Source organism: Streptomyces sp. cg35, assembly GCF_050410835.1.
Lineage (GTDB): Bacteria > Actinomycetota > Actinomycetes > Streptomycetales > Streptomycetaceae > Streptomyces.
The window spans coordinates 163,619-177,174 of record NZ_CP191268.1; the positions used below are offsets into that span (position 1 = coordinate 163,619).

Genomic DNA, 13,556 nt, shown 5'->3' on the forward strand with positions numbered 1-13,556 from the left:
TGCGCCCCGGACCGTCTGCGTCCTTGTGGCCCCAGCTCAGCCCGCCCGAATCTGCGGCACAGCCCTCTCGTCTCTTCAGCGGTCATTCGGCGCCTCTTTCAACCGGCCGCGGAGCTCGGCCAGTTGATCCTCGAGGTCAGCCACCCGCTCTCGTGCTGCCGCCTCCCGGGCCCGCGGTTCCTCGAACGATGAGCCCATCGGTGGCGCCTTCTCCACCGTCACGGTAGAGGCGACAGCTCAGGCCGTCGTCCCGTGCGTGCCGCGTCAGCGCGCCGGGCAGTCCTTGGCGGCCAGCTCGCGGTGCGGGTAGGGACCGTCCGGGGTGGTGCCGTGCAGCCAGCCGGTGAGCCACTCGGCCAGCGACTGCCCGAGCGGGGCCAGGGCATGCCCCATGCAGCACAGGTTGGGGTCCCAGTCCCACATCTGCCCGTCGGCCGTCTTGAAGTCGATCAGCGCCCACATCGCGCCGCCCCGGTCCATGAGCGGAACGATCCCCGGCGGAAGCGGGCTTTCGGGATCGGCGAAGTCGCGGTACACCTCCGAGATATCCGCACAGTCGCTGAACCAGTCGCCGGCATCCGTCAAAGACACCAGGTCCCACGGACCGAAGCCACCGTTGGCCACTTCGAGGTAGAGCCTCCGCAGAAGCAGCGGCATCGGCTGCCCCACCATCTGCTCCACCGCCCGCACATCGTCCGCGGACGCCGGCTCCGGCAGTTCCTGGTCGGCCATCCGCTCGCGCACGGCCACGATGAGATCGTCATCGGTCACACGCAGATCTTCGACCACACCGAATGACTTGTCGACGGGCAAGGTCCCAGCTCAGCGTCTTCCCTCAGAAGAAACTGCACCCGAAGCCCTTTGCTGTTGCCTCACTTGGTCAAGCGTCGGTGGCAGATGACGCCTGCGGCCATGCCGACGAAGACGACGAAGTGCTCGGGCTTGCGGTTAGTGGCGACGGCGGAGGCGTCGGCCGCCGACCAGCCACGGAACGGTTCGTTCGACTGCTCAGCGGTGTTGACCTCCCCGGCGCGGACGCGTGGGGGTCGGGTCACGTCGTGCCCGCTGCACCCGCAGGGTCCCGTTCCGGTGGCGGTCACGAGCACGGGTCTGCGCGTGACGAGTCGTGCGGATCACGGCATAGACAACGACGGCGGCCGGGATGAACGCGCAGGCGAGCCAGGTGAATCTCCGACGGACCAGGCCTTCGAAGCCGGCCGGCTACCCGAAGTCAGGGCGGCGATGGTGGAGTTCGACCGTCAGCCCGTCATGCACCGCATCCGTGGCTTCCGGGCCGGGCACGGCCGCGTCGTTGCGTGCCACCGCTCGGACCGGTGGCGATGCACGGGTTGGGTCCACCGCCAGCTCACGGTCGGCCTGGGCCATTCCGGCGCGGGCAGCCCGGCGCAGCTCGCGCGCCCGGGGCATCGCCCGCAGCGCCACGTAGAACACGGGGCCAGTGAGCAGCATGACGAAGGCCCCCGCCATCGGATGTGCCCCGACCCAATGGGCGAAGCGCACGAAGAGCAACAGGCCGGCGCAGAACACGAACCCGATCAGCGCGAGGGGGACCACGAGCCCGGTCATGCGCCCTCCTTCGCCACGGGTGGCGGCAGCACTTGTGCTGGTGAATGTCGCACCTGTCACGCTGTCGGGCTCTCGCATCGCCACTGAATCTCCCCTTGCCATTCGGAAACGTCGTGGGAGGACAGGTGCCCTGCAAAGGCCAAACCATGATCGACTACTTGCGGCCTTTTGTGCTTGCCTTGAGGGCTTCCTTGGGCCGGAGATTCGCGGCCGCCGTCACACTGCAGCCGACCGGGATTGAACTGCGAGGCTGCGCGCCGAACGCGATACCACAACAGAAGGTCCAGCATCACAGGACCCCACTATGAACCACGTGTATACATCGAAGGTACAGTCTTCCTCGTGACCCCCACGATGACTTTCCGACGCGCCACGAACCTCACCACGACCACGCTGACTGCCTGTGTCGTCGCTGGTCTCGCCCTCGGTGTCCTGACGAACCTGCTTCAAGGCTGGCTGCCATGGCCGTGGAGTCAGCTAGCGAACTCGGGCGGCGTGTGGTCGGCGTTCGCTTTCGTCACCGGCGCAGTCCTCGCGCACCGCATACGCAGCTTGCGGAGTCTCGCTGCAGCCGGAGCACTGACAGAGATCGGCCTCGTTGTCGGCTACTACGGCTACGCGGAAGTCGGCCGAGGCGGCATGGGGAGCCTCGTCTTTCCGCTGGTCTGGCTGGTCATGGCCTGCATTGCGGGTCCTGTGTTCGGTGTCGCTGGCGCCTGGTGGCGGCGGAGTCCTCTCCGTTGGCAGCGAGTCGCCGGGTTGGGCGCACTCGGTGGCCTGTTCGGGAGCGAATGCCTGCATGCATGGCTCACCCTCGGGTACACAGGTCAGGCGGTGGCCACTGGCTCGGTTGCCTGCGCACTCCCGCTTCTACTTGCAGGCACATGGAGAGAGCGAGGTTTGAGCGTGGCTGCGGCGTTCCTCGCCTCTCCCCTCGCCTACGCGGCCGTGTACGGGCTGCTCGACAAGATCTCCGCCTAAGAACTTGCGCAGATAGGAGATATGGGGGGCCGCGAGGAAAGGTGAGCACCCGATCTCCGACACGACCTCTTCGGCGACCACCACCCGCAACGGCCGCAACGAGTGGATCCGGCTCGGCATCTTCGCCCGGCTCAAGGAGATCGCGTTGGAGTCCTACGATCAGATCGTTGGGCTCACGCTCGACCAGATTGCCGTCGACGGCTGTCCCTCCCCGTCCTTGCGATCGGGGGCGCGGAGAACCTGGGCGCGTCGGTCGGCGCAACGATGAGGCTGGCCGCCGCCGACGTGCAGAGCCTCGTCCTTGTCGAGTGCGGGCACTACCCCGCCGAGGAAGCCCCGAAGGCAATGCTGTCGGCACTGACCGCGTTCCCGGCGCCGTGCCGTGACGGGTCGAACGTGTAAATCATGGGCGAATCAGAACGTCGTTGATCAAGTGCTAGGCGTACTCGCTCGCTCAGGGCGGTGGGTACGTCGGCGTTGGTGAGGTCGAAGATCGTGCACGCCGCGCTTCCGTTGCAGGGCCCGGCGTCGCAGCAGGTGTGCACGGGCTCGCTGAGTTGGTCGCTCGCTCGACGGAGCGCCGGTCTCCCGAAATGAATCCCCTCAAGTTCGCCTTCTGCCACCCCTGCCGCAGAGCCCCGTCCTGGCCATACAGACCTGACACATGCGCCCGGTTCCAGATCTCTACGCAGGGACACAGTTCATGGCGCCCCTGTGGTCCCCAATACGGATCGTCGCGCCCTCGTCGTTCCCACAAACAAGCCGTCCACCTTCTTCCACGACACGGAGGCGGCGCTTTGGGTTCAGGAATCCGGCAACCATGGAATACGCCGTAGGTGAACCGACACACCGAACCCGAGCACACAACCGACGGTCACTACGTGGTGATCCGCGGACGCAAGTGGCGAGCCACCGACCCAGCCGTGCCCGAAGACGCCGCGACACGCCTACGTTCGCATCTCATGGCCGCTCGCCGGGCGGTCGGTGTCGCGCTCCGAGAGAAGAACGCCACGGCGGAGCGCGCCGCGCGCAAGAAGGTGAACGCCGCGAAGGTCGCTCTTGGGGAGCGGGGTACGCCGCCATGGTGGGAACAGGACGAGGAGGCGCGTAGGCGGAGGTGGGAAGAGGGATTGCGCCATCTCGATGAGCCCGCACCCGATGGTCCCCATGAGTGACGCTTGCAATGCGGCAGACCGTACTGTCGAACCCGTCACCCAGGAGGACTTCTGATGCGCAGCGTGACCTACTCCATGAGCGTCTCACTGGACGGCTACATCGTCGGGCCGGGCGGCGGCTTCGACTGGACGGCGCCCAACGAGGAGGTCTTTCGCTTCGCCACCGACGAGGTACGGGAGGCCAGTGTCCACCTGTTGGGGCGGCGGCTGTACGAGACGATGCTGTACTGGGAGACCGTTGACCAGAATCCGTCACTCGACTTCTCAACGCTCGAGTTTGCCGCGGTCTGGAAGCAGCTCCCCAAGGTGGTGTTCTCCACCACGCTGTCCGCGGTACAGGGCCATGCCCGCCTGGCCTCCGGCGGCCTGGGGGAGGAAATCGAGCGATTGCGAGCCGAGCCGGGGGACGGCAACATCGCGATCGGCGGCGCGACTCTCGCCGCCGAGGCGGCCGAGTTGGGTCTGATCGACGAGTACCGTGCCAGGGTCTACCCGGTGCTCGTCGGCGGCGGCATTCCGTTCTTCCCCCAGCACGAGCGCCGGGTGGATCTCGAACTCGTCGAGACCCGCACCTTCAGCTCGAAAGTCGTCTACCTCCGCTACCGCGTGGCGCGCTAGCCGGCTGATGATCCGCCGAGTCCTGGCAAGAACAGGCCGGCCGGTGACGTTCTCTCAGCACCATGACCTGCGCGAGGCGGCGTGAACCAGCTCCTGGTGGAGGCGAGTCGGACGGACCACGCCCGCCCGCAGGCGCACGTACCACGATGGCGGAGAGCATCACCGCTACCGGCCGCGTAACCCGTCCGCGTAGCTTCGAGCCCGGGTTGTCACGCGAGGGCCCGAAGCTACGCCATCACCGAATCACCGCTGTGCGGACGACGCCGCCTCCGCTTCCGTCTCCGCTCCAGCAGTGGTGAGCCGGCCGCCGGCCGTTTCCAGGTGTGCGCGAACGAACCACTGGAACTGCTCAAGGTCTCGCAGCTGCCCGATCAGGAGATCTTCAGTGGCTGGGTCGATCGCCCCGACCTGCTTGACTGCGTCACGAAGCGACTCGATGACCCCGGTATAGACGAGATCGAGTGCGCCCAGGTGGGCGATGGCATCCGCCCGTCCCACGCTGTAGTCCTCCCACGTCCGCTCGCGCACCAGAGCGCCCGGGGTTCCCTGGGCCACACCACCGAGAGCGGCCAGGCGCTCGGCCACGTCGTCTGCCATGTCACGGACCCGGTTCACTTGCGGGTCCAGCATCTCGTGCACCGCGATGAAGTGCGGTCCGACCACGTTCCAGTGCACGTGCTTGAGGGTGAGGTGCAGATCGTTGAGAGCGTGCAAGCGCTGCTGCAGCAATCCGATGATCAGGTGCGCGTCCTCAACGGAGACGCCAGGCACGGTGTAACGGGGAGCAGGCGAAGATGTCACTTTTCTTACTCCTATCTAGGGCAATATCACCTCTCGGTACCCGAGACCGAGCTGTTCACACTCAGCAGCCGGGCCGAAGTCCACCACGACAGCGAACACTGGCGCCCGCAGTCACGCTGTCCTCGGCGATTCGGCCGGGTCGGATGGCAGAGCCTCGGGCTGCGTCGCTACCCGGCCATCTTCCCGATCGCGTTGCGCAGCGCGTTTTCCACGACCTCGCTCAGGGCCGGATGGATCCACAACGGCCGCTCAGCGACGTCCTGCACGCTCAGGTCGAACGTCATGGCGATGACCAGTGGCTGCAGGAGCGCGGCCGCTTCCTGGCCGAGCACATGGGCTCCGATGAGGCGGCCGGAGGCGCGGTCGACGAGCACCTTGCAAAATCCGTCGGTGTCCTCGAGAGCCCACCCGTAGGCCACGTCCTCGTAGCGGCGCTCTCCGACGACGTAGTCGAGCCCCTGCGTACGCGCGTCCTGTTCGGTGAGACCGACCTGGGCGATCTGAGGATGCGCGAAGACCGCCGAGGGCACTACGTCGTATGACATCTCACGCGGCCGGTCCGGGTGCAGCAGGTTATGGGCGACGATCTCCGCCTGGCGGTTGGCAACGTGCTTCAGCGGCGCTCCGGCGTCGGCGATGTCACCGAGCGCCCAAACGCCGGTCGCGCTGGTGCGCATCTGCGGGTCGACGTGGATCAGCCCCTCGTCATCGCAGGCGATGCCGGCGTTCTCGACTTCCAGGCTGTCGGTGTTGGGGCGTCGTCCCACTGCGACGAGGAGGGTGTCCGCCTCGATCTCGCTGCCGTCGTCGAGCGTCACGGTGACGTTGCCCCGGTTTCCGGCTACCCCGGTGACCTCACTCCCCAAGCGCAGATCCCACTGTCGGTCAGCGATGTCGGTGAAGGCGCGAGCGAGGGACTCGTCCTGCTGGGCCAGCAAGGAGTTGCGCTGCTCGACCACGGTGACGGCGGTGCCCGCGGAGTGGAAGACATGAGCCAGCTCAGCGGCAATGTATCCACCGCCGAGCACGATCATCCGAGCGGGAACCTCATCGAGTCGCATCACCGTGTCCGAGGTCTCGTACGCAACTCCTGAATCGGCCACGACAGGCGGCACTGCGGGGCGTCCGCCTGCGACGACGACGATCCGGTCAGCGGTGATCGTCTCGCTGCCGGACGACGTCTGCACGAGGAGTTCGCGTTCTCCGGTGAACCGCGCGGCGCCCCGATAGACAGTGATCCATGCGGTGTCTGCGCGGCCCTGTTCGCCCTCGCGGGACTGCGTGTCGAGTCGGTCGAAGACACGCTCCTGAACCTGTGGCCAGACGATTGCGTCGAGACGGGCCCGCACGTTGTGCCGTCCGCTGGCGCGTACGGTGTCAGCCACTTCGGCGGTGGCGGCGAGCATCTTGCTGGGGATACAGCCCGCATTCAGGCAGGTGCCTCCGAATGGGCCTTCCGAGACGATGGCGACGTCCAGGTCGGCGAACCGGTCATCGATGAGGGCATTGCCGGTGCCCGCACCGAGCACGACGAGATCATGGTGTGGCATGAAAGATCCCTAGCCGAATCGTCCGCCTTCACACCCTCGCGCGCACGATCGCCTCCGACAGGAGGCAGCCCGTCCCTGGCAGCCGTGTCCGTGCATCGTCAACGCCAGGCACGGCTGGCGAAGATACTGCGACCCCACGCGCAGGAGTTGAAGCCGTCCCCGCGCAGGACGCGGCGATGCGCGGACGCATGCTCAACCGGAGTGGGCCACCACGGCATCGATGAGATCGGGCCAGAGTTCGCGTGGACGGTCGTGGCCCATGTCGGGGACCAGCAGGAGTTCGGCACCGGGCACCAGCTCCGCGGTGCGTTTCCCGCCGCTGGGGTCGATCAGCGTGTCGTCCAGGCCATGGATCACCAGGGTCGGCACGCGCAGTTCGCGGAGTGCATCCGCGCGTGAACCGCTGAGGATCATCGCGCCGAGCTGTCGTCCGATCCCGGCGGGACAGTAGGCGCGGTCGTAGCTTTCGGCGGCCAGTTCATGCAGTACCGCGGCGTTGCCGTATCGCTTGGAGGCCCACACCAGTTCCCTCCCCGCGGCCTCGACGTATCCCTCACGGTCCGCCGGCTTCGGACTGAACAGCACAGCCTGGGCCTCCGGGCTGGGCCGGCCGTATTCACTCTCGCCCGTCGAGGACATCATCGACGTCAAGGTCAGCACCCGCTCCGGAGAGGAAAGGGCCATGATCTGGGCGATCATTCCTCCCATCGAGGCGCCGACCACGTGGGCGCGTTCGATACCGAGCGCGGTGAGCAAGCCAAGGCCGTCGTCGGCCATGTCGCGAAGCCGGTAGGGAACCATCGCAAGGGCGGTGGCAATGTCACCCGAGCTGACGGCGTCGATGAACTCGCCCATGTCGACGGGGTGATCGTCGAACTTGGTGGACAGCCCGCAGTCGCGGTTGTCGAATCGGATCACGTAGCGGCCGCGCTCTGCGAGCGCCCGGCAGAAGTCCTCGTGCCAGGCGATCATCTGCGCGCCGAAACCCATCACGAGGAGAACTGGCGGATCCCCGGGGTCGCCGAAGCTCTCGTACGCGATGGACACCTCGGGAGACACACCAACGATCGACATGCACGGAGCCTGCCACGGCCGCCCATAAAGCGCACCAAGAATATGGCGCCTGACCTGCACGTCCCGCCCCTGTCCGCACATGATCTGCCGGACAGGGCCCGGCCACGTCAGCCCACTCCGCCACCACCTGGTGTTCTCTCGGACTCGGGCGCTGCGTGCGCCGTGACGCAGCAGGGCCCTCGCGACGATCCGTGCAAGGAGTAACACGGATCATCGCAAGGGCCCTACCCGGTGCTCCCATGCCCCGGACGAAGGGAAGAGTCCGGGGAGTGGGGGTATCAGAGGATGCGCTCAGGCGCGTCGAACTGGTCGACCGGCTCGTTCGTGCAGGCGGCGACCGGGCCGCCGAGCACGTTGCCGCCAACGCCCTGGGCCGCGGGGACCGCGCAGCGCAGGTCGACGTCGACGAACGGGGCGCCGTAGGAGTTGGCGATGCCGCCCGGGTCACCGGCGATGGCGACGTCCCCGTTGTCGGTGGCGAACTCCGAGGCACCGGTGCCGTAGGAGGTCGAGCCGACAGAGGCGCGGGCGGCCTGGTTCGCATCGTGTGCGCTGGTCATCGTCTCCGCCTGCGGACCGCCCTCGGTCGCCGAGGCAACGCCCGTCGCGCCGACCGTCGCAGCGGCAGCGGCGGACGCGAGAGCGGCACCGGCCAGAACCTTACGGATCATGGTTACTCCAAGTATGGGGGGGGTGGTGGGAGCATCGTGCACCCTGCCGACCTGCCCAAACTCGGCCCACGGCAGAAACGTCACGTCACACCACCCCAACAGACCAGACGCTCACCCGAACGGCAGCGAGCAGCGGAATCGGGTCCCTCACCTCGCCCGCGAACTGTGGCGGAGGGCCCGGCGAGAGGGGTACTGGCGCTTCACTTGTGGCGCTTCACTTCTGCTTGACGGGAGGGCAGGAGCCCGTGTCCTCGCCGATGGAGTTGATCTCAGCGTTGGAACGGGGATCGCCCGCGTAGTTGAGCTGGTCCGTGCACTTGGTGTCGGACGGCTCCTTCTGAACCGGCGGGCACGTACCCGTGTCCGCACCAATGGAGTTGATCTCAGCGTTGGAACGCGGGTCGCCCGCGTAGTTGAGCCGGTCCGTGCACTTGGTGTCCGACGTGGCAGGCGTGCTCGACGGCTTGCTCTCCGCCGTGCCGGACGACGGGGTGCTCGTGGCCACCGATGAGCTGCTCGGGGAGGAGGCGTGGTCGGCGCCGTTGTTGCCGCATGCCGTCAGTGCCAGTGAGAGGGCCACTGCGGTCATGGTCAGTGCCGAGATCTTCCGAGTGCGCATGCTGGTGTCCTCTGCGTGGGGCCGTCGCTCCTGGGGAGCGGGCGGGCGAGTGAGCGGGGCGAGTGTTCGCCCGTGTGGGGTTCTGTCCCCTTAGACAGGTGGTGTGGTTGCCCACGTTGCACCTTGATCGTTCTCAGGACACGTTCGTGACATGACAGTGGTCGCGTCGTGAAGTCTGTTGCGGGCGTACCAGCGGGCGGCGATCCGGGAGTCACCTCGGCTGCTACCGGGTCTGGCCGGAACACGGTCTGCCGTTCGCGTCGATCGCATGGAGATGCGCCGAACTCCTCCGCTGATCCTGGCTTGTGGCTGCGGGCACCGCGAGACTGACGGCCGGCCACGGCGGCCATTCCGCTCGGCGCGCCAGCCGCTGGACCTCGCCGACCACTCGTCGATCAAGGAGTCAACACGCGTCTGCCCAAGCGAGCAGTTGCCGCCGTGTTCGTGGCCGGCGCAGCTTTCGCGGGTCTCGCTCCCCAGGCTGTGGCCGCTCCCATGCCCTGGGAGACCAGCAAGATCCCCACGATCACCACCCACATCAGCGTCTCCACGACGGTGGTCGGCGACAGCGGCACGGTATCCGTGCTGTGCTCTGGCAACTGCTATCAGTAGGAGGCCGCGTCAGGAATCTGAAGATCATGTCCTACGCGGGGTGGCAGGACGAGCCGCTTCGATGCGGCCACGACGCCCTGTCGAATCGTGCGAGCGGGCTGGCACGCAGCCATCCGTTCATTTCGGCAGTCCCCCCGGTCCCTGTGAGCGCGCCGTTGCACCTCGTTCGATCTCGGCCTGCTCCTGGGCGATCTCCCGTCCGAGGAAGAAGTTCAGCCCGGTCCGGATGGCCGCGATGGCTGCCATCTGGCCGATTTCGGCGAAACTCGGTGCGACCGACGTGCGCAGCACATCGCCGGCCAGCTGGAACTCGAGGCCCAGGACGAGGAACCGCCCCAGGCCCAGCCTGATTCGGTTGAACTCCGCCACTTTGCCGCGCCCGCGCACACCCGCCCGGATGAACTGCCCGAACGCCCACGCAGCACCGATGAAGATGACCAGTGCGCCCGCGGACTCCACCAGCCTGACCAGCAGACCGATCACTTCGTGCAGGCTCGACTCGGGCAGCTTTTCCACCAACGGGGTCATTGGTGGAGGCTCTTCTCCCAATAGCCAAGAGGCAAGGACGAGTTCACGCCCGTCCGGGCCACGGAGGGCCGACGGCCTCTGTGGCAATGCCTCGGGTGGCGACAGATGACTCGGGAGTACGGAGTACGAGGGGACGGCACCCGCGGTTGCTGGAGGAACGCGGTGACGGGGCAATCGCAATAGCCCGGCAGGCTGCTGGAGGAGACTGCCCTCCTCGCCGTTCTCGAAGGCTGCGGCCTCCGCCACCTTCAGGTTCTGCCGATCCTCGAAGATGCGCGTCCCCTCGCCGCGTGACGCCGGGCAGACGAGCAGGGTGCTCGATGCGCGCCCGGACAGCGGGCTGCTCGTCCCGGCCTCAGCGGGTCTCACAGCGCCGCGACCGCGTCCTTCAGCAGGAGTACGGCGAGCGTCGCGAAGGTAGTGCCCGCTGCGACGTTGACCGCGGTGGCCGCCTTGCGGCCGTGCATCAGGCCCTGGCCCAAGCGGCCGGCGCAGAGGCCGATCGTACTGTCCCAGATGAGGCCCATGGCCAGGAAGATCAGCCCGAGTGTGAGGAGTTGGAGCCAGAGCGGCCCGTGCTCCGGGCTGGTGAACCGCGGGAGGAACGCGGCGAAGAAGAGGACGGTCTTGGGGTTGAGCAGGTTGGTGAGCACCGCCCGGCGCAGGATCTCGCGTTCGGGCGGCGGTCCCGGCGAGTGCTCGGGAGCTTTCGTCGCCGTGCGCAGGGTGATCACGGCGAGTCGGCCGAGGTAGAGGCCGCCCGCCAGCTCCACTACCGCCAGCGCCACGGGTGTGGACTGCAGCAGTACGGCAAGGCCGAGTACGGCGGCCGTGACGTGGACGACCATGCCCAGCGCCATGCCCGTCGCGGAGAGCAGACCCGCTCGCGGTCCGCGCTCCACGGCCACCGCCACGATGTACGCGGCGTCCGGACCAGGGGCGACGGAGATGAGCGCTACTGCCACCAGATAGGCCGGCAAAAGGCTGAGGTCCAGCATGGCGTCCTCCTTGGTCTGTCCCGACCCATTTGCGTAACGCACAAGAGCCGCTTAATACGTTACGTCGGCACCGATGAGGCTGCAACGCCAAGAAGCCGGTCAATGCGTTACGCTGGGCGGTATGGCCATCACCATCTCCACGCTCCCGCTGGGCGTTCTCGTTGACCTGGTCAACAGATGGGGCACACGACCTCGCCAGGAGGACCGTCGCGGAGAGGAACCTCTGCCGTCTCCGGACACCCTTGCGGACCTGGGGCTGGGCCTTACCGGGCAGGCGCGGGCCGGACTCACAAAGGAGATGCTGGCCGACGCGGCGGACGCGCTGCACCCGGTGTTCGCCGCCGAGGACGCCGGCACCTGCGCGCGACGACTGACGCGGCTGCTGTCCACCAGCGGCGCGCGGCCGGCACTCGAAGCTGCAGGCGCCGACGACACTCTCCGCGCGGTCTGGACGGTGACCAAGACCGACCGCGCCCTGCTCGCCGCGGCGGCGGTCACCCTGCGCCAGTACCTCGGCGAGCACGGCTTCGGGCGGATCGGCGTCTGTACCGGCGGGCACTGCGCCGACGTCTACATCGACCAGTCGCCCGGCGGCCGACGCCGTTTCTGCTCGGTCACCTGTCAGAACCGCGCGCGCGTGGCCGCTTTCCGCAGCCGGAGAACGAAAGCCGCAGCCAAGTGAGCACATGCGACTGTGCGCGGTGTGCCCGGCCGAAGGACCGGGCGCACCGCGCACGTCGGAAGGATCAGGCCCGGGCGGGAGCCTGGTCGGCGTCGGTCGGCTGTCCGTCGGCGGCTCCGTCGCCGTCGGGCTTGCGCATGGCGGGAATGAGGGTCGCGACGGCGGCGGACACAAGAGCCACGCCGCAGCCGATCATCAGGCCGGTACGGAACCCGTTCTCGGAGGCGAAGGTGAATCCGCCCATGCTGATGGTCATCTGGGCCAGAACGACGCCGATGACGGCGGAGCCGATCGTGGTGCCGAGCGAGCGCATCAGGGTGTTGAAGCCGTTGGCGGCGGCCGTCTCGGAGAGCGGCACCGAGCTCATGATGAGGGCGGGCATGGCGCCATAGGCGAGCGCGACACCGCTGTTGATCACGATTCCGGCGAGCATGATGCCCCACGCCGTCCCCATGAGCGGGAGAGCGACGCCGTATCCGACAGCGATCACGAGGGCACCGCAGATGAGGGCGGTCTTCGGGCCGCGCGCATTGATGAGCCTTCCGCCGAGCGGCGAAATCAGCATCATCATGATGCCGCCGGGTGCGATCCACAGACCGGCCGCGAGCATCGACTGGCCGAGGCCGTAGCCGGTGGCCTTCGGGAACTGCAGCAACTGCGGCGCGATCAGCATGAAGGAGTACATGCCGACGCCGATGAGAATCGAAGCGGCGTTGGTGAACAGCACCCGGGGCCGGGCCGTGGTGCGCAGATCGACGAGCGGTTCACGAGTACGCAGCTCGTAGAGGCCCCAGGCGAACAGGGCGACGACGGCCACCGCGAACAGGCCGAGCGTGGTGCCCGATATCCAGCCCCAGTCGGCTCCCTTGGAGATGGCCAGCAGCAGCGAGACCAGGCCGATGGCGAGGCCGACGGCGCCGGGCGCGTCGAACCGCTGCCCCTTCGCGCCTGCGGGAACATCCGGCACGATGGCGAAGATCATCACGCTGACGATCAGGGCCAGCACGGCCGAACCCCAGAACAGCACGCGCCAGTTCGCGTACTGGGCGACCGCGGCCGCGATCGGCAGCCCGATGGCACCGCCGATGCCCATGGAAGCGCTGACCAGGGCGATGGAGCCACTGAGCTTCTCGGCCGGCACGACGTCACGCAGCAGCGCGATACCGAGCGGCACCATCCCCATGCCCATGCCCTGCAGACCACGGCCGGCGATCATCGGCACGAGCGAGGAGGAGAGCGCGCACACCACCGATCCCACGATCAGCGGTACGGCACAGATGAGCATCATGCGGCGCTTGCCTATGAGGTCTCCCAGGCGGCCGGAGACCGGCACGCACACGCCCGACACGAGCAGTGTCACTGTGACGACCCACGCCGCGTTCGAGGACGATGTGTCCAGGATCTGCGGCAGCTCAGCGATCAACGGCGTCACCAGCGTCTGCATGATCGCGGCCACGGTACCGGCGAGCGCGAGGGTGGCGACGACAGCGCCTGACCTGCTGCTCGTCTCGGGGGCATCCATAAGGGCTCCTCTATCTCTTCAACACGTGAATCTCTTCACCGCGTACGACGATGTGCAGCATACACATACAATGTATCGTGCATATCGCATGCAGAGGGCGCATGCATGAGGGGCGTGCAGCCCAGGGCAGGGAAACCT

The 13,556-nt window shown here is 67.4% G+C and carries 15 protein-coding genes and 1 pseudogene; 5 read left to right on the plus strand and 11 right to left on the minus strand.

Features of this window, described 5'->3' with window-relative positions:
* Positions 1 to 264: 264 nt before the first annotated feature.
* From ACQUQD_RS00805 to ACQUQD_RS00815, 3 genes are all read right to left on the minus strand, one after another.
* On the minus strand, positions 265 to 771 hold the full coding sequence (locus tag ACQUQD_RS00805) for an SMI1/KNR4 family protein (RefSeq protein ID WP_428949930.1): 507 nt from the start codon (positions 769 to 771) through the stop codon (positions 265 to 267).
* Between the two features lie 101 nt (positions 772 to 872).
* Positions 873 to 1,055 (minus strand): hypothetical protein, encoded by a 183-nt coding sequence (locus ACQUQD_RS00810; RefSeq protein ID WP_428949931.1) that lies wholly within the window; start codon positions 1,053 to 1,055, stop codon positions 873 to 875.
* A gap of 166 nt (positions 1,056 to 1,221) precedes the next feature.
* Positions 1,222 to 1,587: a hypothetical protein gene (locus ACQUQD_RS00815; RefSeq protein WP_428949932.1), complete on the minus strand. Its 366-nt coding sequence runs from the start codon at positions 1,585 to 1,587 to the stop codon at positions 1,222 to 1,224.
* Between the two features lie 342 nt (positions 1,588 to 1,929).
* Between ACQUQD_RS00815 and ACQUQD_RS00820 the strand changes: the two genes are divergently transcribed.
* The 4 genes and pseudogenes from ACQUQD_RS00820 (at position 1,930) to ACQUQD_RS00835 (ending at position 4,361) form a co-directional block, all read left to right on the plus strand.
* Positions 1,930 to 2,568 (plus strand): DUF6518 family protein, encoded by a 639-nt coding sequence (locus ACQUQD_RS00820; RefSeq protein ID WP_428949933.1) that lies wholly within the window; start codon positions 1,930 to 1,932, stop codon positions 2,566 to 2,568.
* A 52-nt stretch (positions 2,569 to 2,620) separates the two neighbouring features.
* A pseudogene (locus ACQUQD_RS00825) lies at positions 2,621 to 2,770 on the plus strand (IS5/IS1182 family transposase); the annotation flags it as partial.
* 634 nt (positions 2,771 to 3,404) lie between these two features.
* Positions 3,405 to 3,743, plus strand: coding sequence for a hypothetical protein (locus ACQUQD_RS00830; RefSeq protein ID WP_428949934.1), 339 nt, complete (start codon positions 3,405 to 3,407; stop codon positions 3,741 to 3,743).
* A gap of 54 nt (positions 3,744 to 3,797) precedes the next feature.
* Positions 3,798 to 4,361 (plus strand): dihydrofolate reductase family protein, encoded by a 564-nt coding sequence (locus ACQUQD_RS00835; RefSeq protein ID WP_428949935.1) that lies wholly within the window; start codon positions 3,798 to 3,800, stop codon positions 4,359 to 4,361.
* A gap of 243 nt (positions 4,362 to 4,604) precedes the next feature.
* On the opposite strand, the gene ACQUQD_RS00840 is transcribed toward ACQUQD_RS00835, so the two are convergent.
* The 7 genes from ACQUQD_RS00840 to ACQUQD_RS00870 all read right to left on the minus strand — a co-directional run bounded on the left by ACQUQD_RS00840 (position 4,605) and on the right by ACQUQD_RS00870 (position 11,214).
* On the minus strand, positions 4,605 to 5,162 hold the full coding sequence (locus tag ACQUQD_RS00840) for a Dps family protein (protein ID WP_428949936.1): 558 nt from the start codon (positions 5,160 to 5,162) through the stop codon (positions 4,605 to 4,607).
* Between the two features lie 167 nt (positions 5,163 to 5,329).
* On the minus strand, positions 5,330 to 6,712 hold the full coding sequence (locus tag ACQUQD_RS00845; protein WP_428949937.1) for a mycothione reductase: 1,383 nt from the start codon (positions 6,710 to 6,712) through the stop codon (positions 5,330 to 5,332).
* A 192-nt stretch (positions 6,713 to 6,904) separates the two neighbouring features.
* Complete coding sequence (locus ACQUQD_RS00850; RefSeq protein ID WP_428949938.1) at positions 6,905 to 7,786, minus strand: alpha/beta fold hydrolase; 882 nt, start codon at positions 7,784 to 7,786, stop codon at positions 6,905 to 6,907.
* Positions 7,787 to 8,064: 278 nt separating this feature from the next.
* Positions 8,065 to 8,457, minus strand: coding sequence for a hypothetical protein (locus tag ACQUQD_RS00855; RefSeq protein ID WP_428949939.1), 393 nt, complete (start codon positions 8,455 to 8,457; stop codon positions 8,065 to 8,067).
* Between the two features lie 214 nt (positions 8,458 to 8,671).
* The gene (locus ACQUQD_RS00860; protein WP_428949940.1) at positions 8,672 to 9,076 is read right to left on the minus strand and encodes a hypothetical protein; all 405 of its coding nucleotides are present in this window, start codon (positions 9,074 to 9,076) and stop codon (positions 8,672 to 8,674) included.
* 729 nt (positions 9,077 to 9,805) lie between these two features.
* Entirely contained in the window at positions 9,806 to 10,216 is a 411-nt protein-coding gene (locus ACQUQD_RS00865) for a DUF1622 domain-containing protein (RefSeq protein WP_428949941.1), read from the minus strand.
* A 365-nt stretch (positions 10,217 to 10,581) separates the two neighbouring features.
* Positions 10,582 to 11,214, minus strand: coding sequence for a LysE family translocator (locus tag ACQUQD_RS00870; RefSeq protein ID WP_428949942.1), 633 nt, complete (start codon positions 11,212 to 11,214; stop codon positions 10,582 to 10,584).
* A gap of 121 nt (positions 11,215 to 11,335) precedes the next feature.
* Between ACQUQD_RS00870 and ACQUQD_RS00875 the strand changes: the two genes are divergently transcribed.
* Positions 11,336 to 11,896, plus strand: coding sequence for a CGNR zinc finger domain-containing protein (locus ACQUQD_RS00875; RefSeq protein ID WP_428949943.1), 561 nt, complete (start codon positions 11,336 to 11,338; stop codon positions 11,894 to 11,896).
* A gap of 64 nt (positions 11,897 to 11,960) precedes the next feature.
* Here ACQUQD_RS00875 and ACQUQD_RS00880 read toward each other — a convergent pair whose 3' ends face one another.
* Complete coding sequence (locus tag ACQUQD_RS00880) at positions 11,961 to 13,418, minus strand: MFS transporter (RefSeq protein ID WP_428949944.1); 1,458 nt, start codon at positions 13,416 to 13,418, stop codon at positions 11,961 to 11,963.
* Between the last annotated feature and the right edge of the window lie 138 nt (positions 13,419 to 13,556).